The organism is Polaromonas sp. P1_F9 (assembly GCF_056405615.1).
Genome location: NZ_JBFUBT010000002.1, coordinates 208,420 through 228,419, shown reverse-complemented (window position 1 = coordinate 228,419; position 20,000 = coordinate 208,420). Strand labels below are relative to the sequence as shown.

The 20,000-nt window shown below is 62.7% G+C and carries 19 protein-coding genes; 7 read left to right on the top strand and 12 right to left on the bottom strand.

The genetic code is table 11. The features are described from left to right. Nucleotides 1-20: 20 nt before the first annotated feature. The 3 genes from AC1DYR_RS06155 to mutL form a co-directional block, all read right to left on the bottom strand. Complete coding sequence (locus AC1DYR_RS06155; protein ID WP_477704310.1) at nt 21-1,352, bottom strand: ammonium transporter; 1,332 nt, start codon at nt 1,350-1,352, stop codon at nt 21-23. Nucleotides 1,353-1,460: 108 nt separating this feature from the next. After that, on the bottom strand, nt 1,461-2,441 hold the full coding sequence (locus tag AC1DYR_RS06150) for an alpha/beta hydrolase (RefSeq protein WP_477704309.1): 981 nt from the start codon (nt 2,439-2,441) through the stop codon (nt 1,461-1,463). A gap of 32 nt (nt 2,442-2,473) precedes the next feature. Continuing rightward, nucleotides 2,474-4,387, bottom strand: coding sequence for a DNA mismatch repair endonuclease MutL (gene mutL / locus AC1DYR_RS06145; RefSeq protein WP_477704308.1), 1,914 nt, complete (start codon nt 4,385-4,387; stop codon nt 2,474-2,476). A gap of 192 nt (nt 4,388-4,579) precedes the next feature. Here mutL and AC1DYR_RS06140 point away from each other — a divergent pair, with 192 nt between their 5' ends. Together AC1DYR_RS06140 and AC1DYR_RS06135 are read left to right on the top strand one after the other, a co-directional pair. Continuing rightward, complete coding sequence (locus AC1DYR_RS06140) at nt 4,580-5,233, top strand: DedA family protein (RefSeq protein WP_477672462.1); 654 nt, start codon at nt 4,580-4,582, stop codon at nt 5,231-5,233. A gap of 126 nt (nt 5,234-5,359) precedes the next feature. Next, nucleotides 5,360-7,210 carry an AMP-dependent synthetase/ligase gene (locus AC1DYR_RS06135; protein ID WP_477704307.1) on the top strand — a complete coding sequence of 617 codons (1,851 nt, stop codon included), beginning with the start codon at nt 5,360-5,362 and terminating at the stop codon, nt 7,208-7,210. Here the strand turns inward: AC1DYR_RS06135 and AC1DYR_RS06130 are convergent. The 5 genes from AC1DYR_RS06130 to AC1DYR_RS06110 all read right to left on the bottom strand — a co-directional run bounded on the left by AC1DYR_RS06130 (nt 7,194) and on the right by AC1DYR_RS06110 (nt 11,877). Beyond that, nucleotides 7,194-8,450 carry an ROK family transcriptional regulator gene (locus tag AC1DYR_RS06130; protein ID WP_477704306.1) on the bottom strand — a complete coding sequence of 419 codons (1,257 nt, stop codon included), beginning with the start codon at nt 8,448-8,450 and terminating at the stop codon, nt 7,194-7,196. The two genes, AC1DYR_RS06135 and AC1DYR_RS06130, sit on opposite strands and share 17 nt — an antisense overlap. Further along, nucleotides 8,447-8,899, bottom strand: a complete 453-nt coding sequence (locus tag AC1DYR_RS06125) for an RbsD/FucU family protein (RefSeq protein ID WP_477704305.1) — start codon at nt 8,897-8,899, stop codon at nt 8,447-8,449. Before AC1DYR_RS06125 ends, AC1DYR_RS06130 begins: the two co-directional genes overlap by 4 nt. 137 nt (nt 8,900-9,036) lie before the next feature. Continuing rightward, nucleotides 9,037-9,804 carry an ATP-binding cassette domain-containing protein gene (locus tag AC1DYR_RS06120; RefSeq protein ID WP_477704304.1) on the bottom strand — a complete coding sequence of 256 codons (768 nt, stop codon included), beginning with the start codon at nt 9,802-9,804 and terminating at the stop codon, nt 9,037-9,039. Between the two features lie 41 nt (nt 9,805-9,845). Further along, nucleotides 9,846-10,802: an ABC transporter permease gene (locus AC1DYR_RS06115; RefSeq protein WP_477704303.1), complete on the bottom strand. Its 957-nt coding sequence runs from the start codon at nt 10,800-10,802 to the stop codon at nt 9,846-9,848. An 85-nt stretch (nt 10,803-10,887) separates the two neighbouring features. Then, on the bottom strand, nt 10,888-11,877 hold the full coding sequence (locus AC1DYR_RS06110; RefSeq protein WP_477704302.1) for a substrate-binding domain-containing protein: 990 nt from the start codon (nt 11,875-11,877) through the stop codon (nt 10,888-10,890). 129 nt (nt 11,878-12,006) lie between these two features. On the opposite strand from AC1DYR_RS06110, the gene AC1DYR_RS06105 reads away from it, so the two are divergent. The 3 genes from AC1DYR_RS06105 to AC1DYR_RS06095 all read left to right on the top strand — a co-directional run bounded on the left by AC1DYR_RS06105 (nt 12,007) and on the right by AC1DYR_RS06095 (nt 14,955). After that, nucleotides 12,007-13,023 (top strand): PfkB family carbohydrate kinase, encoded by a 1,017-nt coding sequence (locus tag AC1DYR_RS06105; RefSeq protein WP_477704301.1) that lies wholly within the window; start codon nt 12,007-12,009, stop codon nt 13,021-13,023. A gap of 118 nt (nt 13,024-13,141) precedes the next feature. Further along, nucleotides 13,142-14,464 (top strand): SRPBCC family protein, encoded by a 1,323-nt coding sequence (locus AC1DYR_RS06100; RefSeq protein ID WP_477704300.1) that lies wholly within the window; start codon nt 13,142-13,144, stop codon nt 14,462-14,464. 29 nt (nt 14,465-14,493) lie between these two features. Further along, nucleotides 14,494-14,955 carry an aromatic-ring-hydroxylating dioxygenase subunit beta gene (locus AC1DYR_RS06095; RefSeq protein WP_477704779.1) on the top strand — a complete coding sequence of 154 codons (462 nt, stop codon included), beginning with the start codon at nt 14,494-14,496 and terminating at the stop codon, nt 14,953-14,955. Between the two features lie 68 nt (nt 14,956-15,023). Here AC1DYR_RS06095 and AC1DYR_RS06090 read toward each other — a convergent pair whose 3' ends face one another. From AC1DYR_RS06090 to tsaE, 3 genes are all read right to left on the bottom strand, one after another. Next, nucleotides 15,024-15,239 carry a glycine zipper 2TM domain-containing protein gene (locus AC1DYR_RS06090; protein WP_457278955.1) on the bottom strand — a complete coding sequence of 72 codons (216 nt, stop codon included), beginning with the start codon at nt 15,237-15,239 and terminating at the stop codon, nt 15,024-15,026. A gap of 199 nt (nt 15,240-15,438) precedes the next feature. Further along, entirely contained in the window at nt 15,439-16,827 is a 1,389-nt protein-coding gene (locus tag AC1DYR_RS06085) for an N-acetylmuramoyl-L-alanine amidase (RefSeq protein ID WP_477704299.1), read from the bottom strand. Next, entirely contained in the window at nt 16,824-17,312 is a 489-nt protein-coding gene (gene tsaE, locus AC1DYR_RS06080; protein WP_477704778.1) for a tRNA (adenosine(37)-N6)-threonylcarbamoyltransferase complex ATPase subunit type 1 TsaE, read from the bottom strand. Before tsaE ends, AC1DYR_RS06085 begins: the two co-directional genes overlap by 4 nt. Before the next feature lie 15 nt (nt 17,313-17,327). Here tsaE and queG point away from each other — a divergent pair, with 15 nt between their 5' ends. Both queG and AC1DYR_RS06070 read left to right on the top strand, forming a co-directional pair. After that, complete coding sequence (gene queG, locus AC1DYR_RS06075) at nt 17,328-18,404, top strand: tRNA epoxyqueuosine(34) reductase QueG (RefSeq protein ID WP_477704777.1); 1,077 nt, start codon at nt 17,328-17,330, stop codon at nt 18,402-18,404. 123 nt (nt 18,405-18,527) lie between these two features. Beyond that, nucleotides 18,528-18,875, top strand: a complete 348-nt coding sequence (locus AC1DYR_RS06070) for a hypothetical protein (protein ID WP_477704298.1) — start codon at nt 18,528-18,530, stop codon at nt 18,873-18,875. 143 nt (nt 18,876-19,018) lie between these two features. Here AC1DYR_RS06070 and AC1DYR_RS06065 read toward each other — a convergent pair whose 3' ends face one another. Beyond that, nucleotides 19,019-19,924, bottom strand: coding sequence for an AEC family transporter (locus AC1DYR_RS06065; protein ID WP_477704297.1), 906 nt, complete (start codon nt 19,922-19,924; stop codon nt 19,019-19,021). Nucleotides 19,925-20,000 lie beyond the last annotated feature (76 nt).

The following is a 20,000-nucleotide window of genomic DNA, read 5'->3' as shown; positions in this document are numbered from 1 at the left end:
GTGTCTTGATGGTGGGGAACTCAAGCACCTGAAATCATTTCACCGTGCTGGGCAAGGTCAAGCCCCAGTTCTTCCTCTGCCGCGGTGACGCGAAGGCCTGCCAGGGGTTTGACCACCAGCAAAATAAGCCAGGTCGCGACGCCTGCGTAAGCTGCAACAGCGCAGGCGCCGACAAGGTTGGTCAGCACGGTGGCGGTCACGGGTGCAATTTCCTTGAGCGCAAAGACCGGGGTCAGGACCGTGCCGATGATGCCGCCAACCCCATGCAGCGCAAACACATCGAGCGAGTCGTCGATTCCAGTGGCCCGCTTGAAGCGGGTCACGGCCAGGAAGCAACCGACGCCGCCCGCAAAGCCCAGCACCGATGCACCCATGACACCGACAAAACCGGACGCTGGTGTGATGGCGACGAGGCCGGCAATGGCGCCTGTTGCCATGCCCAGCACGCTGAACTTGCCGCGCTGGACATATTCGCAAATGCCCCACATGAACGCGCCAACGCAGGCCGCCACCTGGGTGGCCAGCAGGGCGCCCACGGCGCGTGAGCTGGCCTCAAAGGCCGAACCTGCGTTGAAGCCAAACCAGCCGGCCCACAAAAGCCCGGCGCCGATGATGGATACCAGCAGGTTGTGCGGCACCATGGGTACGGTTCCGAAACCTTTGCGCGGACCCACGACCTTGGCCGCCACCAGGCCGCTGACGCCGGCCGCGATGTGCACCACCGTGCCACCCGCAAAGTCCATGTGCCCCATGCTGGCGAGCCAGCCGGTAGGCTGCCAGATCCAGTGCGCTACCGGCGCGTAAACCAATATCGTCCAGAAAGCCGCGAAGAAGATGGTGGCGCTCAGGCGCATGCGCTCCACGGTGGCGCCGATGATCAGCGCGAAGGTGATGATGGCAAATGCCAGCTGGAACAGGAAGAAAGCGGATTCCGGCACGGAAGGCGCCGAAACATGTGCGCCGACTTTTGCGCCCAGCAGCCCTTCGCTCAGCGCGCGGCTCATGTCGCCGATCCAGGGGTTGCCGGGCGTGAAGGCCAGCGAGTAGGCAATGCCCGCCCATACCAGCGTGACAACCGTGGTGGCCGCAAAAGTGTGCGCCACGATGGAGAGCGCATTTTTGGCGCGCATCATGCCGCTGTAGAACAGCATGATGCCGGGAATGGTCATCAACAGCACCAGGACGGTCGAGATGAGCATCCAGGCGGTGTCTGCGCCATTGAATTTCGCAACGGCAGGCGCCGCGGCGGCGGCGGTGGTCTGGGCGTGGAGAGGGGCAGATGCCAACAACGCCAGCGCAGGGGCCAGCAAAGTGAAGGCAGGCGGCCTGCGGATAACCAGGACTTGGCTCATACATTCCCCTCTCGTTGTTTCAGCTGTTATCAGCTGCTATGCGGTACGGGGGAATGTTACATCCGGCTACATGTATTGGGTAAGTAAAAAATACCCGTTTTTGAGCATTTATTCCTTATTCTGGGGTAGTTCTACCTCTTTTGGGGCGCGCTTATTGCCGGCTATTTGCAAGGCCGCGGGCTGGGCGCTTTTGATGAGAGCCTTGTCCGGGCCCTTGTCGAGATATTTATTCATGTCAAACAACTGCCCCAGTGCCTGCCGGTACTGGGGCTGGCCGACCAGGTTGGTGTCGTGGTGCGAGCCACCCGGCACCAGCAGGAAGAGCTTGGGCTGCGCTGCGGCGTCATAAAGTTTGCGCCCCAGGTCCGGCAGGATCAGGCGGTCTTCGCCGCCATGCACCACCAGCAGGGGGGAGCCGATCTTGCCGACCTTGCGGACGGCCTCGAAACGCTGGGTGATCAGCAGCGACACCGGCATCCAGCCCCACTGGGACGTACTCACCACATCGGCGATGGAAGTGAATGTGCTTTCGACAATCGTGCCGCTTTCATCGGCCACTTCAGTGGCCAGGTTGATGGCAATCGGCCCGCCCAGCGAGTGGCCGAAGATGTAACGGGGACGGCCGGGGTACTTTTTGGCCAGCCAGTCCCAGGCGGCACGGGCGTCTTCGTAGGCCGATGTTTCCGACGGCAGTTCATAGGTGCTTTTGCCAAAACCGCGGTAGTCGATCCCCAGGACCGAGAAGCCGAGCTCCTGCATGCGGCGCATGCGCGGCGCGGAGCCGGTGACGTTGTAGCGTGCGCCATGCAGGTACAGCAGCACGGGGGTTTTGCCTGCGGCATCAGGCGAGTCTGCGGGTAGCCACAGGCCGTGCAGGCGGACGGGGTGGTCACCGCCACTGCCGTTGCCGCTGGGGGCGTTGAAGTCAATCCAGACGTCTTCCATGCCAACGGCGGCGGCGGCGCCCCCGCTCCATGTGCGGTCGCTGGGCTGGAAGATCCAGGCCCGCTGCTTTTCGTCAAGGGTGGCGCAACCTGCCAGCAACGCCAGCGTCATCAGGAAAGAAGTAAAGAGGTGCCAGCGTTTCATGCAAGTGAATGATTCGCCGGAGGCTGAAAAGTTCAGCGCCCGCGCATGAAGAGCGTGTCAAGCTCCCGGATGCTGACCTGCCGCCAGGTGGGCCGCCCGTGGTTGCACTGGTCGGAGCGCTCAGTGGCTTCCATCTGGCGCAAGAGGGCGTTCATTTCGTCAAGCGTGAGCTTGCGGTTGGCACGCACGGCGCCGTGGCAGGCCATGGTGGACAGCAACTCGTTCTGGGCCCGCTGTATGACGGTGCTGGCGTCGTGCTGGGCCAATTCGGCCAGCACGCTGCGGGCCAGCTCCACCGCATCGCCCTGCGCCAGGCTGGTGGGTACGGCGCGCACCGCCAGGGTCTTGGGCGAAAAAGGCGTGATTTCCAGGCCCAGCGTTGCCAATGCCTGGGCGTTGGCCTCGGCCGTGGCCACTTCCTGGGGGCTGGCGGCAAAGGTGGCCGGAATCAGCAGCGGCTGGCTGATGATGCTGGCACCATCGGCACCGTCCATCTGGGTTTTCAGGCGCTCATAGACGATGCGCTCGTGCGCGGCGTGCATGTCCACAATAACAAGCCCCTGGGTGTTTTCGGCCAGCACGTAGATGCCCTGCAACTGGGCGATGGCGCGGCCCATCGGCCAGTCGCCGGAGGGCAGGGCGCTTGCGCCTTCAGGCACGCCAGGGTTTGCCATGCCATTTCCGGGCGGGGGAATGGTGGCGTACAGGGCATCCTCGCCCGGCTCCCGCTGGCTGGGTGCGATGGCTTGCGATGAAGGCCACATGGCGTCAAAGTCGGAGGCCCGGTGGCCGCCGTTCGCTACAAAATTAATAGCTGGTTGCGCCCATCCCTGTTGCACAAAAGCCTTGTTTTGCTCAGGAAATCCGGTGGGCGTGACAGCAGCGTCTTCTGCGCCGGCCTGGACAGCTGCCGTGGAGCGCGGGATGGCCAGCGCGTTTTCGGTGGCATGGCGTACGGCCTGGTGCACCTCGCGGCTGTCGCGAAAACGCACTTCGATCTTGGTCGGGTGCACGTTCACGTCCACGCGGGACGGGTCGATCTCGACATACAGCGCATAGACCGGCTGGCGGTGGCCGTGCAGCACGTCCTCATACGCACTGCGCGCCGCGTGGGTCAGCACTTTGTCGCGTACATAGCGGCCGTTGACATACGCAAACTGCTGGTCGGCACGCGAGCGGGCGGCATCCGGAATGCCGGCGACGCCCCAGACGCGCACGGCAGGCAGGCCGTCGGCGCGGCGCGCTGAACTCTCATAGCTGACGGTCACGGACTGTTCGACAAATTCGCTGCCCAGCACATCGGCCAGGCGCTGCTGGTGGGCGTCGTCGCCTGTCGCCGCGCGCCATTGTTCGACCAGCTTGCCTTCGTGCCAGATCGCAAAACCCACATCGGGCCGCACCAGTGCATGGCGGCGTACGGCTTCAACGCAGTGGGCCAGTTCGGTGGAATCGGTTTTCAGGAATTTTCGGCGCGCGGGCGTGGCGTAAAACAGCTCCCGCACTTCCACGCTGGTGCCACGGCTGCGCGCGGCGGGCTTCAGTTCGCCGGTGCGGCCGTCAAGCTGCCACGCGTGTTCATCTGCGGCGGTTCTGGACAGCAGGCTCATGTCGGCGATCGAATTGATCGCCGCCAGCGCCTCGCCCCGAAAACCCATGGTGCCGACGGCTTCGAGATCCTGCAACGACGCAATCTTGCTGGTGGCATGGCGCCTCAGGGCGACGGGAAGTTCTTCGCGCGGGATGCCGAAGCCGTCGTCTTCGACCACGATGAGCCGCACGCCGCCGGCCAGCAGCCGCACCGTCACCTGCGTGGCGCCGGCGTCCAGCGCGTTGTCTACCAGTTCGCGCACGACGGACGCTGGGCGCTCCACCACTTCGCCGGCCGCAATCTGGCTGATCAGTTCATCGGGAAGTTCGCGGATCGGGCGGCGTGCGGGGAGAGTCATTGCGGAGATTTTACGGGTTTGGCTGTGAAGGGACAGACCGTAAACCCCCTGCTTCCCGAGGTCTTCCCGTGCTGGTTCAACGGGTAACTTGTAATAGTCTGTTTAGAGACTTGCGAAGATGAGAGGCATGTCATGAGCGCGTTCGCAAGCCATGCAGGTCCTGCTGGTTCCATACCTGTCAAAATCGCCGGCATGGAACTAGTCACCTTTCTCATCGATTTCATTCTTCATGTCGACAAGCACCTGGAGGCCTTTGTCGCCAGCTACGGCGCATGGGTGTATGCGCTGCTTTTTCTGATCATCTTTGTGGAAACCGGCGTGGTGGTCATGCCCTTTCTGCCGGGTGACTCGCTGCTGTTTGTTGTGGGCGCCATGTGCGGTGTCGGGCTGATGAATTACCCGCTGTCCGTTGGTCTGCTGTTTGCCGCCGCCGTGCTGGGCAACCAATCCAACTACACCATTGGCCGCTATTTCGGGCCCAAGGTGTTCCAGTGGGAAGACTCGAAGTTCTTCAACAAAAAGGCCTTCAACCAGGCGCATGAGTTTTACGAGCGCTACGGCGGCATCACCATCGTGGCGGCGCGTTTCATGCCTTTCTTGCGGACTTTTGCGCCTTTTGTGGCGGGTGTGTCCCAAATGACGCGCAGCAAGTTCACGCTCTATGACATTGGTGGCGGCGCGCTCTGGGTCGGCGGTATCGTCACCATCGGTTATTTTTTCGGCAACATCCCGTTTGTCAAAACCCATCTCGACAAGATCATCTGGGCCATGATTTTGATTCCCGGCCTGATTGTCATTTTCGGCGCCTGGAAGGCCAGGCGAAAAGCCGGCAACGCCGGCGCCTGAAGATGCACTGATACGCGTCCGCGCCAAAAGCCTGATGTTGAACGGGCTTGATGTAACACAGCCACGCGCAACTGCGCACGTGATAAAAATGACAGTGCCGCCTTTCTGGCTGGCAGGAAAACCTGAATGAACATCACTCCCCTGGACCTTGCTGCAGTGCACACCCTGCCGGAATTACTGGCCTTTCGCGTGGCACACAGCCCCGAGGCTGAGGCTTACCGTGAATTCGATGCCGTCACCGGGCAATGGCATAGCACCTGCTGGGCTGAGGCCAGCGAGCGGGTCGCGCAGTGGCGGCGTGCGCTGGCGGCTACACAACTGCCGGCCCATGCAAGTGTTGCGATCCTGCTGCCCAACGGCCTCAATGCCGTGAGCATTGACCAGGCGGCGCTGTCGTTGGCGCTGGTGCCTGTGCCGCTGCATGCCATTGACAATGCCGGCAGCATTGCCTACATCCTGGCCGACTGCGAAGCTTCCCTGCTGATGGTGTCGTCGCTTCCGCAGTGGCAGGCCATTGAGGCTGTTGGAACGCCCTTGCCGGCGCTTCGCTGTGTGGTGGTCGCCGCACCTGAAGCGCCATTGAGCGGGGCGGGTGGGCCGGTAGCTGTCGTGCCCCTGGCCGACTGGCTGGCGGCGGGGGAAGGGTACGCCGGCTTGTTGCCAGCACCGAACGAGGACGACCTCGCGGCCATCGTCTATACCTCCGGCACCACGGGCAAACCCAAGGGCGTGATGCTGACGCACCGCAACATCGTGTCCAATGTGCGGGCCATCCTGTCGCTGGTGGTGCCGGCGGTGGACGATATGTTCCTGTCGTTCCTGCCGCTGTCGCACACGTTTGAACGGACTGCCGGTTATTACCTGCCCATTGCCGCCGGAAGCTGCGTGGCCTATGCGCGTTCCGTGCCCTTGCTGGCCGAGGACCTGAAAACCGTGCGTCCCACTGTGCTGATTTCGGTGCCGCGTATTTACGAACGCGTATTTGCCAAACTGCAGGAGACACTGACGCAGTCGCCGCTTAAAACACGCCTGTTTCTGGCGGCGCAGTCTGTCGGCTGGCGGCGGTTTTGCCGCGCACAGGGATTGCTTTTGGCGGAAAGCGAAAAAAGTCCGTGGGCATGGCTGGATCCCCTGGTCTGGCCCCTGCTGGAGCGGCTGGTGGCCGGAACCCTGCGGGCGCAGTTTGGTGGGCGCGTGCGGGTGGCAGTGAGCGGTGGTGCGCCCTTGTCGCATGCGGTGGCACGCTGTTTCCTCGGGCTGGGCCTGCCGCTGTTGCAAGGCTACGGCATGACGGAGACATCGCCCGTGGTGTCGGGCAATGGTGTCGACGACAACGACCCGGCAACGGTGGGCAGGGCATTGCCGGGTGTCGAGGTGCGCATCAGCGCCAACCAGGAACTGCAGGTGCGCGGCCCGCTGGTGATGAAGGGCTACTGGAAACGCCCCGAAGATACCGCCCGCGTGCTGACGGACGACGGCTGGCTGTGCACCGGAGACCAGGCCGTGATCGATGGCGGGCGCATCCGCATCATGGGACGCCTGAAGGAAATCATCGTGACGTCGACCGGTGAAAAAGTGCCGCCTGGCGACCTGGAGGTGGCGATTGCCGCCGACTCCCTGTTCGACCAGGTCTTTGTGGTCGGTGAAAACCGCCCCTTCATCGCTTGTGTGGCGGTGGTCAACCCGGCCGAATGGCGGCGTGTGGCTGCAGCGCTGGCGCTGGACCCCGAGGACCCGGCCAGCCTGCACCTGCCGGCCGTCCACAAGCTTGCGCTGGAGCGCACGGCAACCCAGACAAAGGACTTTGCACGCTACGCGACACCGCGCGCCATATACCTCACGCGGGAACCGTGGACACTCGAAAACACCCTGATGACGCCGACGCTAAAGCTCAAGCGCAACAACCTGGTGGCTCGTTATGCGCGCGAAATCGAGGCGATGTACCGTCCCGAAGCGCGGATTAGCGCCCACCCTTGAGAAACAGGTCGCGGTCGGGTGCGAAATTGGCATGCAGAGGCAGCATGGCACCGCCCAGTGCGCGAGCGTCGGAGCCAATGCTGCCGGCGATCACCTGGGCGGGCCAGAGGCCTTCCCAGTTGTAGCGGCCGAGTGCTGCGCCCGTGGCGTCAATCAGGCGCTGCAGCAGCGGGCGGCAAAAGGAGCCATCCATCACCACGGCATCGATATCCAGCAAGGCCGTTGCGCTGACCACGCTGTGGGCCAGTGCATTGGCGGCGCTGGCCACCCAGGCCTGCGTGTCGGACTCGAACGGCGGCTGCAGGGCGCGTTCGTCATAGGCTGCAGCCGGGTCAAACCCGCGCGCCTTGAAGCACTGCTCCAGTTCCCAGAGCGAAGCCTGGCTAACCAGCTGTGGCGGCGCGCCGGGTGGCTGGGCCGCCTGCAATGGCAGCGACGCCACGGCGCCGGCGTTGTTGTGGAGGCCGGCATGGAGTTGTGAATTGAGGACCAGGCCGCCGCCCACAAAGGTGTCGACAAACAGGTAGAGAAAGCTCTTGAGGTCGCGCCCGCGGCCCGACACCAGTTCGGCCACACAGGCCGCCGAGGTATCTTTGGCAAAACTCACAGGCAGCTCGGTCATGGCTTGCACTTCGGCGCTGAGGTCGATGTGGTTCCATCGGTCCGACTGCTGCGCTGACAGCCCCAGCATCCGGTGCCAGCCACCGATCTGGAAGGGCGCGGCCACCCCCACACCGATCAGTCGCGGAGCCAGTGCACCGAATTGCTCGCGCAGGATGCGCAGGTTCTGGCCGATCACGGGGAGCAGTGTGTCGGCATCGGGGAAGGCATAGGCCAGCGACAGGCGTTGGCGGACCTGCCCGGTGAAATCGACCAGCAGCCAGTCGGTGCTGCGCCGGCCAATCTTGATCCCCACGGAGAAGGCGCCGTCGGGGTTCAGCGCCAGCGGCACTGAGGGCTGGCCAATGCGCCCGCGCACGCGATCGTGCCGGATCAGCAGGTCGTCTTCTTCCAGCCGGGCAGTGATCAGCCCGATGGTCTGTGCGGTCAGGTTGGTCAGGCGGGCCAGTTCGGCTTTGGGTAAGCTGCCGTGCAGGCGGATGGCCTGCAGCACCACGCGTTCATTGAACTGGCGCATACCCACGTGGTTGGAGCCACGCTGACGCAGCCATACAGGTGCGGCTGCTTCGGATTCCGCGGGGGTAGCGGGAGTGGCCGCAGTGACAGGAGATTCGGTCATGGACGCAGATTTTCGCCGATGACCCCTTTGCGCAGGATGAAGTTGCCAAAAGGCTGCAATTCACCCGTCACCACAATGGCATAGGCCTGACGTACCCGTTCATAAAACGCGTAGCGCTCAACACCTTCGGCCTGCTGGTGGGGCAGCCAGCCCGGCGCCAGCAGCCCCAGTACCTCGCGCTGCAGCTCTGAACGGTAGGGCGCCTCGGTACCGCTGACCTGCATGTAGGCCACCGGATGGTCCACGTCTTCAGCCAGGTGCAGCAGCGAAGCCACGGCCCGAACTGTCCGCGCCATGCCATGGCCAGGCAGGCGCAGCACGGGTTTGCCCGCGCCCACACTCATGGCCGTGAAGTTGGCGTCGGCCAGCAGCAGCGCATCGTCATGGCCCATCTCGGCCAATACCTTGAGCAACTCGGGCGTGAGCAGGGGGTCAATGCCTTTAAGCATGGGAGAGTCCCGGAGCGACAAGCGTGGAAGTCTTCTCCACACCAGCAGGGGCCGCGGATCTGGCTTTGCCAGTCCGCAGGCGCAGCGCCCCCCCGGGGGGCAGCGTAGTACGCGAAGCGACAAGCGTGGGGGCTGTTTCAGGCAAGTGCGGACTCCGGCAGTTCTTCGGCCGTCTTGGCGCCCGTCATCACGGCCACGGTGTCGCTCATGCTGATGGTCTTGGGATTCACGACTGCCGCACGGCGGCCCAGACGCTGGATGTGGATGCGATCGGCGATTTCAAACACATGCGGCATGTTGTGGCTGATCAAGATGACGGGGAGGCCCTTTTCTCGCACCCGGCGAATCAGCTCCAGCACCATGTTGCCCTCTTTCACGCCCAGAGCGGCCGTGGGCTCGTCCATGATGACCACATGCTGGGCAAAGGCGGCGGCGCGCGCCACGGCCACGCACTGGCGCTGGCCGCCGGAAAGTGTTTCCACGGCCTGCGTCATCGAACGGATGCCGACCTTGAGCTCCTGCATGCGTGCAATGGCCTGCTCCAGCATCTTCTTCTTGTCGAGCAGACGCAGCCAACGGCCCAGGGGGCCGGGCTTGAGGAGTTCGCGGCCCAGGAACAGGTTCTCCGCAATGCTCATGGCAGGGGCCACGGCCAAATCCTGGTAGACGGTTTCGATCCCGGCACGGCGCGCATCGATAGGAGACTTGAAGCGCATCGGCCTGCCGTCGAGCAGCAACTCACCTTCGTCGGGTACGGTGGCGCCCGACAAGGCCTTGATCAGCGAGGATTTTCCTGCGCCGTTGTCACCGATCACGGCCAGGATCTCTCCGGCACGCAGTTCGAAGTCGGTACCGTCCAGCGCGGTAACCTGGCCGTAGCGTTTGACCAGCCCTTTGGCTTGCATGATCAGAGGTGCGGAAGTGGGGAGGGGCGTTGGGGTGTTCATCAGCGGGGCCCTTTGCGCGACATCTGGTCGGCCGCGACCGCCAGGATCACCAGAATGCCGGTAATCAGTGTCTGGTAGACGGAGGCAACGCCCATCAGGGTCAGACCGTTGCGGAACACGCCCACAATCACCGCACCGACGAGCGTGCCGAGGATGATGCCGCGTCCGCCAAACAGGCTGGTGCCGCCCAGCACCACGGCGGTAATGGCATCCAGGTTTTCCGTTTGCCCGGCATTTGGGTCACCGACACCGGTGCGCGCCACCGACAGGAGCGCGGCGATGCCGTAAAAAAGACCGGCCAGTGCATAGACGGCCACCAGCACGCGGTCGACCCGGATGCCGGTCAACCGTGCGGCTTCGGCGTTGTTTCCCACGGCATACAGGTGCCGGCCCGGTGCGGTGTCCCGCAAGACAAACCACGCCAGCAGATACAGGCCAATCATGGTGACGGTCCCCAGGCTGACTTCGGTGCTGCCCAGATCGAAGGTATTGCCCAGCGCAGTCAATTCCGCCGGGAGGTTGGGAACGATTTGCGCGTTGGAGTAAATCTGGGTGATCGCAAATGCGATGTTCAGGGTGCCCAGCGTCACGATGAAAGGGGGCAATTTGATGCGGGTGACCAGCAAGCCATTGAGGAGGCCGAAGCCGGTCGTGACTGCCAGGCCACAGGCAATGGCCAGGTAGGGGTTGACGCCGTAATTCACGGCGAACTTGGTCATCACCATGCCACCCAATGCCATCACCATGCCGCAGGACAGGTCGATGCCAGCCGTCAGGATGATCAGGGTCTGTCCAATGGCCAGGACACCGACCACCATCACCTGCTGCAGCACCAGGGACAGGTTTGCACCCGTCAGGAAGCGATCTGACTGGGTGGTAAAAAAGATGCAGGTGGCCAGCAGGGCCAGCCAGGGGCCGAGGGCCCCCCACGGGATGTGGCGCGAAGACAGGTTCATTGGTAAGGGTCCAGGATGGAGAAAATGATTTTGTCATCCCGCACCGGGTTCGGTCCGGGATGACAGTCGGCAAGCAGCAGGTCGATTACTTGGTGCCCCAGCAAAGGTCCATGCCGGTTTTGACGTCTTTGCTGTCTACGCCTGGGAGAGCTTTGGCCGAGATCAGGGTCACGCCGGTGTCGGTGTAACCCGAAGCCTTTTTGCCGCCCTTGGCGTAGCTGACACCTGCTGCCACGCCCAGCGCCGCCATGGTCAGGGGGTATTGCTGCGACGTTGCGGTGATGATGCCGGCTCCCGTGTCCTTGATGCCCTGGCAGCCGCCGTCAACCGAGAGGATGGTCACGCCTTTTTCCTTGCCGGCCTTTTTCAGTGCATTGAATGCGCCAGCGGCTGCAGGTTCGTTGATGGTGTAGACCACGTTGATATCGGGATTTTTTTGCAGGCAGTTTTCCATGGCGGTCTGGCCTTTGGCCTGGTCACCAAAACTGTCAGCCATGCAGACCACGGCCGGGTCTTTGGATAACTCGTTGGATTTGGCATCGGCCGCTGCCAGGCCGAAACCCTTCATGAAGCCGTTGTGACGCTGCGCGCCCACGGGGTGACCGGGAAACAAATCGAGCGTGGCGATTTTGGCGGGCTTGCCGGCCAGTGCTGCCTTGGCGTACTGGCCAATCAGCACACCGGCCTTGTAGTTGTCGGTGGCAAACAGCGCGTCAGCTCCCGCAAAAGGGCTGTCCAGTGCAATGATCTGCACGCCCTTGGCCTGCAGTTTTTTGACGGTGGGTGCGATGGCATCGCCGCTGGCGGTGATCAAAATGGTCTTGGCGCCGGCGGCAGCCATGTTTTCGAGGGCCGTGATCTGTCCAGCGGTGTCGCCGTCCGATTTGCCGGCGGCGGTCAGCAGCTTGGCGCCGAGTTTTTTGGCCTCGGCTTCGGCGCCTTCCTTCATCTTGACGAAGAAGGGATTGGTTTCGGTTTTGGTAATCAGGCCGATCACAGGTTCGCCCGCTGCAAAGGCCGATGTGGCGGCCAGCGCGAGGCTGGACATTGCCAAGAGAGTGGTGGTCTTTTTCATCAAATTGTCTCCTTGTTGAATCGACATTCCAGGCCGTCGGGCACTGGGGTTCGCGGGAAAGTACCCATAAGTGCTGGGCGTTGGTGAACTATAGTGGCGCTTGATTTATTAAATCAAGTTGTTTTAGTTATGGATTACCCTGAGATTATGGAAAACCCTGAGAAATTGGTTCAAGTTGCAACCGCTGGTGAGGCATTGATTGACCTGATCGTTCAACCGGACGGACGTTATGAACCCTGCCCGGGTGGCGCTGTTTTCAACCTGACGCGTGCGCTGGCCCGGCAGGGCGTCAACACCCTGTACCTCAACCCTCTGTCGCGCGACCGCTTTGGCCGCCAGCTGGTCGCAGTGCTGACTGGGGATGGTGTGCGGCTGGCCTGCCCACAGCCGGTGGCAAAAAGCACCTCACTGGCCGTGGTGGGGCTAAATGACGCAGGCCATCCCGACTATGTTTTTTACCGGGAGGAAGTGGCGGACCGTGCGGTCACGGCGGACAGCCTGATCCAGTCGTGTCAATGTGTCCCCGCGCTCGAGATGGTGTACACCGGTGCCCTCGCCCTGGCGCCCGAGGATGCGGGCCGCTACCTGCCATGGCTGCGAGCCCAGCATCAGGCGGGCAGCATGGTGGTGGTGGATGCCAACCTGCGGCCGTCGGTCATGCCGGACCTGCAGGCCTACAGGCGCAATGTGCACGCTGCGCTGCAACACGCCGACGTGGTCAAGGTCAGCGATGAAGACCTCGAAAACCTGGAGATACCTGGCACCGATGTATTTGCGCGGGCGCAGCATCTGCTGGATACGAGCGGAGCCAGCTTGCTGATACTGACCCTGGGGCCGCACGGAGCCTGTCTGTTGACAAGCGATGGCCGGCGGTGGCGCGCCCGCGAATCCCGGCCGTTGTCGGTGGTGGATACCGTGGGTGCAGGCGACTGTTTCCTCGCCGGGTTCATGACCGCCTTGCTCTTGCGGAAAACCGGCGCGAGCGGCACCGACTCCCTGCTGACGCTGCCCGACGATGCGGGGCGCAACTTGCTGGTCCATGCTATGGCCAGCGCCAGCTTGTGTGTCATGCAGCGTGGCTGTGTGCCTCCGACCGGGGCGGAAGTGCAGGCCAGGATGGAAAAGGCAACCTGCGTATTTGACTGACGGCTGCTACCGATGCCTTGCTGAAAAGATCAGGGAAAGAGGTTAGAGATCGTAAGTAAGCGTATTATCTGTCCGAAATCCTGTGCGCAGGTACGCTGCAGGACCCGGAGACACTCAGATGAACGCACCCCATACCCTGTCACGCTGGAGCGACCCCGGCTCCAGTCGCGTGCCCTTTTGGGCCTACACCGATGCGCAGCTGTACCAGCGCGAGCTGGAGAAAATCTTTTACGGCGCGCACTGGTGTTATGTCGGCCTGGAGGCCGAAATCCCCAATGTGGGCGACTACAAGCTCAGCCATGTGGGCGAGCGGCAGGTGCTGATGGTGCGAGACCGCATCGCGCCCAAAGACCGTGCCACCGATCACGGCATACGCGTCGTTGAAAACCGTTGTGCCCACCGTGGCGTGCGTTTTTGCCAGAACCCGCAGGGCAATGCGCGCAGCTTTGTCTGCCCTTATCACCAGTGGACCTACAAGCTCAACGGCGACCTGGCGGGGCTGCCCTTCAAGGACGGCGTAAAAGAAGGTGAGTGCGTCAACGGCGGCATGCCCGAAGGGTTCGATCTCAAGGACCATGGGCTGACCAAGTTGCGTGTCGCAGTGCTGCACGGCCTGGTGTTTGCCACTTTCAGCGACGACACCGAACCGCTGGAAGACTATCTCGGCCCGCAGATCACGCCGTGGCTGGACCGCATCTTCAAAGGCCCGGAAGGGGCGCGCAAACTGACGCTGCTGGGCTACAACCGCCAGCGCATTCCGGGCAACTGGAAGCTGATGATGGAAAACATCAAGGACCCTTACCACCCCGGCCTGCTGCACACGTGGTTTGTGACCTTCGGCCTTTGGCGTGCCGACCAGAAAAGCCGCATGGTGATGGACGGCGAGGGCCGCCATGCCGTGATGATTTCGCGCCGCAATGAGGGCGGGCAGAACGACGCGGTGACCGAAGGCGTGACCTCGTTCAAGGCCAACATGGCCCTGCATGACGACCGCCTGCTGGACGTGGTGCCCGAGCCTTGGTGGAAGATGCCCGATCCATCCAGCCCGGGCAGAGACATTACGCCGACCGTGACCATGATCACGCTGTTTCCCAGCCTGATCATCCAGCAGCAGGTCAATTCGCTGAGCACACGCCACATCGTGCCGCGTGGGCAGGGCGAGTTCGATTTCATCTGGACGCACTTCGGCTTTGCCGACGACACACCCGAAATGACGCAGCGCCGCCTGCGCCAGGCCAACCTGTTCGGCCCGGCCGGTTTTGTCAGCGCGGATGACGGTGAAGTGATCGAGTTCAGCCAGGCCGGCTTTGCACAGGCTGGCGACACCGGCTCAACGCTGTGCGAGCTGGGCGGCACCGGCACCGAGATGACGGAGCACATGGTCACGGAAGCCCTGATCCGCAGCATGTATGCCTACTGGAAGAAAGTCATGGGTCTATGACGGCGAGTGAACAGGGACTGCAGCGCCTGATGCTGCAACTGGAGGTGGACCAGCTCAATGCAGCCTACGCGGCGGCGCTGGACGAAAAGCGCTTTGAAGCGTGGCCGGAATTCTTCGTGGAGGAGGGCAACTACAAGGTGCAGGCCCGCGAGAATTTTGACCGCGGCCTGCCGCTGGCCCTGATGGCGCTGGAAAGCCGGGGCATGATGAAGGATCGGGTGTATGGCGTCACGCAGACGATCTATCACGGGCCGTATTACATGCGCCACATCGTCAGCCCGGCGCGCATCCTCTCGGAGGAAGGCGATGTCATCAAGGCCGAGGCCAATTACGCGGTGTTCCGCACCAAGCCGGGTGGGGTGAGCGAGGTCTACAACGTCGGGCGCTATATCGATGAACTCATCAAAAAAGACGGTGTCCTGAAATTCAGAAGCCGCCTTTGTGTGTATGACAGCGAGATGATCCTCAACTCGCTGATCTATCCGGTGTAGAAGGGGATCGCCGTTGCAAGCCGCACCGACCCCGGCAGGCGCCGAGGCTGCATTGCCTGGCGTTTCTTTTAGCGCCTTTTACCGACCTCGTTACCGATCACCGCACCTGCTGCCGCGCCGCCCACGGTACCCAGGGTGCTGCCGAATACGGCATTACCGACCAAGCCCCCGGCCACCGCGCCAACACCGGTGCCAATCTGTGCATTGGTCGGGCTGGTGCTGCAACCACCCAAGCCTATTAGTGCCGCTGCTGCTACCGCTGACATCATCAATTTCGTATTCATCTTGTCCACCTTTGCTCAGAGTTTCAGGCTCTTGCTGGGTATTCACATGGTGAAGTCCTGACCTTGCCTGTGATTTCACTGTAGGAGGACGGGTATTTGAAGGTTGTAGGAGAAGGTTGCCGCGGCGTGTCGGCTTGCTGCGGTCTTTGGTGGTAATTTTCGGCGCATTAATGCGCATCAATGTGCGGCGATGCGGTGCTTAAACGGCGCGGTTGCGTGCCAGCGGCGGGTTGCGCGCGAAGTAGCGCGTGATGCCGCGCATCAAGGCGTCGGCCAGCTGTACCTGGTATTCGTCGCTGCGCAGTTTGGCTTCTTCGTCGGGGTTGCTGATAAAGGCGGTCTCCACCAGCACACTGGGAATGTCAGGCGCTTTGAGGACAGCGAATCCGGCTTGCTCGACCTTCGGTTTGTGCAGCTTGCCGACATTGCCGATCTCGCCCAGCATGGCGCTGCCAAGCTTGAGGCTGTCGTTGATCTGCGCCGTGGTGCTCATATCGAGCAGGGCTTTCTGTACCTGGGCGTCCTTGGCCTTGACGTTGATGCCGCCCACCAGGTCGGCCGAGTTTTCCTTGTCGGCGATCCAGCGCGCGGCGCTGCTGGACGCGCCTTTTTCGCTGAGCGCGAAGACGCTGGCGCCCTGTGGACGCGCCGTAAAAAATGCGTCGGCGTGGATGCTGATAAAGAGGTCGGCCTGCACGCGACGCGCCTTCTGCACGCGCACATGCAGCGGCACAAAGAAGTCGGCATCGCGCGTGAGATAGGCGCGCATATTGGGCTGCTGGTTGATGCGGTCGCGCAGGCGGTGCGCGATCTGCAGCACCACGTCTTTCTCGCGCGTGCCGCCGGGGCCGACGGCGCCGGGGTCTTCCCCGCCATGGCCCGGGTCCAGCGCGACGATGACGAGACGGTCGGTCTTGTTCTTCGCAATGATGGCCGCTTCGGGCGAGGTCTTGGCGCCGCCCGGGCTGGCAGGGCTGGTGGCTGGTTCGTGGGCCTTGTCCTTGTCTTTTTCCGCGACGGCTGCCGGCGGCTTGCCGTCGGCCTGTTTTCCTGACTGCCGCGCGATGAGGTCGGCGATGGGGTCGTTGGCGGGCGGGGGGGGGGCGCCCGTTTGCCTGTCGGCGAGCTTCTCGGCAATCAGGGCTTCGAGCGGGTCGGCGACCTGCGTCGGGTACAAGTCAAACACCAGCCGGTACTGGTAGGCGGCCACAGGCGGCAGGGTGAACACCTGCGGCTGTATGGGCTGCTTGAGGTCTATCACCAGCCGCACCACGCCAGGGGCGTTTTGCCCCACGCGTATGCCCGAGATATTCGGGTCGTCGGATTTCACCTTGGCCACCAGTTCGCGCAGCGCGGGGATCAGGTCTATGCCTTCGATATCGACGGCAAGGCGCGGCGGCTCGGCGATGAAAAACTGCCGTGCCTTGATCTCACCGTCTGACTCGATGGTGAGCCGCGTATAGTCTTTGGACGGCCAGACGCGCACGGCCACGATGGTTGCGCCGCGCGCGATGTGCTGGACACCCAGCAGAAGTACCACGCTGCCCAGTTGCAGGGCGCTGCGGCGGGTGACGGGCTGCCGCTTCATGCCAGCAATTCCGCGCCTGTGGGCGTGTGAGCCGTCAGGGTAACTGCGCGGGTATCGTCCGGCAGGACTTCCAGGTGGAGCAGCAGATCAGGTAGCGGCAGATGCGGGCCTGCTTTTTCCGGCCATTCGACCAGCTTGAGCCCGCTGCTGGCAAAGATGTCGCGTAACCCCGCCTCTTCCCACTCGCGCGGATCGTTAAAGCGGTAGAAGTCAAAATGCCAGATATTCATCTTCGACAAAGTGTAGGGCTCGACCATCGCATACGTGGGACTTTTGATGCGGCCTTCGACGCCCAAACTCTTGAGCAGGTGGCGCACAAAGGTGGTCTTGCCGGCGCCAAGGTCGCCCTGAAGCTCAATGAGCGCACGGCCAATGGCGGGATGACCCGCCAGTGTTTGCGCGAATGCCGCCGTGGTCGCTTCGTCGGGCCAAGTAATGTTTTTTACAATCAGCGGGTGCCCGCCAGCAATTCTTTGAACAGTCATCAATTCGTTTCTCAAATTCAAACCTGGGCGCGCGAGCTTGGATTTTCGCAAATTGGCGTGGCCGGTGTGGATTTATCGTCGGCCGAGCCCGGATTATCAGCCTGGCTGGCCGCAGGCTTCCATGGTGACATGCATTACATAGCGGCGCACGGGCTCAAACGGGCCCGGCCGGCCGAACTGATACCGGGCACCGTCAGCGTCATCACGGCACGCATGGACTACCTGCCCGCATCGACAGCTGTTGCCCCGGGCGAATGGCAGGCCCTTGAATTCGCCCGGCTTGAACGGCCGGCGGAAGGCATTGTGTCGGTGTATGCGCGCGGCCGCGACTATCACAAGATCATGCGTGCCCGCCTGCAAAAACTCAGTGAACGCATCTCCAGCCACGTCGGCCAGCTGGGTCACCGGGCTTTCACCGACTCCGCGCCTGTGCTGGAGGCCGAACTGGCAGCCCGTAGCGGCCAGGGCTGGCGCGGCAAGCACACCTTGCTGCTCAACCGGGAAGCGGGCTCCATGTTCTTCCTGGGGGAAATCTACGTCGACATTGCCCTGCCGCCCAGCGAGCCGGTGACGCCGCACTGCGGCACCTGCCAGGCCTGCATTGACGTGTGCCCGACGCGGGCGATCGTCTCACCCCACAAGCTCGATGCACGGCGTTGCATCTCTTACCTCACCATCGAACACGCGGGCCCGATCCCGCTGGAGCTTCGTCCGCTGATGGGTAACCGGATTTATGGCTGCGACGACTGCCAGCTGGTCTGCCCGTGGAACAAGTTCGCCCAGCGCAGTGCCTTGCCTGACTTTGACGAGCGCAGCGGCTTGACGGGGCAGCAACTCGTCACCCTGTTCGGCTGGACGGAAGCGGAGTTTTTGCGATTCACCGAAGGCAGTCCGATACGCCGTATTGGCCATGAACGCTGGTTGCGTAACATCGCCGTGGCGATGGGCAATGCCCTGCGTGTGCTGGATGCGGCGGACGGCCGCGGCTTGCACGAGGCCCTGCAGGCGCGAGCCGTGCATGCCAGTGAGCTGGTCAGGGAGCATGTGGCCTGGGCGATGAGCCAGCAGCCGGCCGTCAGCCGTGCCAATTAAAAATTTAATGAATCGGCCTACGACCATTTAAAAATGGGCGTAAGCAGCTACTAAATTGATAGCGCATGCCGACCGCCCATCCGTTGATAATGTGCGCTGCACACGAAAGGAAAAGATATCTTCATGGACCCCACGATCTCAGGCGCGCTGGCGTCACTCTTTGGCGCAGCCGTCGGTGGAAGCATCACCTTCTTTTTGAACCGCCAGCTGCACAGGCACCAACTGGCGCTGGCACGCGAGCAGCACAAGACAGAATTCATGGCCGAGGAAACGGCGCGCCATTTTCTCAGCCACAAGGGCTACACCGACCGCTCGTTTGAGACCCTGCAGACGCATCTGGGCGGATTTGACGAAGACGAATTGCGCAAGATCCTGGTGCGGGCGGGTGCGATCCGGACTTATCGGGAGGATGGGTCGGAGTGGTGGCGGCTGCTTAGCCGGATGGACGAGTACATCGCTAAGAAAAAATGATCCCCACCCAGGCTCACTGCGTGTAGCCTGTTCCTCCCTTCCCCTCTTCAATCCAGCATGAGCCGTGGAACCGGCTTTGCCGGGCCACAGGCGGCGGCCCCCTCGGGGGGCAGGGAGCTACACGAAGTGAGCGACCGTGGGGGCTAACGCAGGATGCCGAGGGCAAACGGCAGGCTGACCACGCCTAGCATGGTGGACAGCGTCACCAGCCCCGCCACGTAACCCCCGTTGTAGCCCATGCGCGCCGCCAGTACATACGCGCTGGAGGCCGTCGGAAGGGCGGAAAACGCCAGCAGGATGGTGCTTTGTAGGTCCGACAGCCCGACGGCTTTGCACAGGCCCAAGGCCATGAGCGGCATCAGCAGGTGCCGTATCGACAGCACGGCCACTGCCAGCGTTTTGGCTTGCGACAGGTGGCCGAACTGCATGCCGGCGCCTGCCGCCATCAGGCCCAGTGCCAGCGAGGCGGCTCCGATGCGGGTCACCGTGGGTTCGAGCCAGACAGGCAGGGTAAAGCCGAGCAGGTTGGCCGCCAGGCCTGTGGCCGTGGCGAGGATCAGCGGATTGCGCACCAGCTCGCCCATGAAGCCGCGCTTGGCATGCCGCGCCATGGGCCACACCGCCGCCACGTTGAAAAGCGGTACGCACACACCAATCAGCACAGCGATCAGCTGTAGGCCCTGGCTGCCTGCCAGCCGGTCGGCCAGGGCCAGCGCAATGAAGGAGTTGAAGCGAAATGCCACCTGCGCGCTGGCGGCGTGCTCACGCGAGTCGATGTGCCTGCCCAGCCATGGCAGGTGCGGCAGGCTGTAGGCCATCGCAATACCGGCAATCCCCAGCAGGATGCCGGCGCTGATGAGGCTGGAGGCGGCGCCCAGATCCAGCGGGCTTTTGACGATCGAATGAAAAAGCAGGACCGGAAACAAAAAGTAATAAACCAGGCTCTCCACCTGTTCCCATACGGTGCGGTTGAGGGCGGTGTAGCGGCAGACGAGGTAGCCGCAAACAATGAGGGAAAAGTCGGGAAAAAGAAGCTGCGCGTAGTTCACTCGCCGAGAATAACCGCAATCCCCCCGGGTTTGCCCTTATGCGTAATCCACAACTGCGGGGCACGAATGTTGCGAT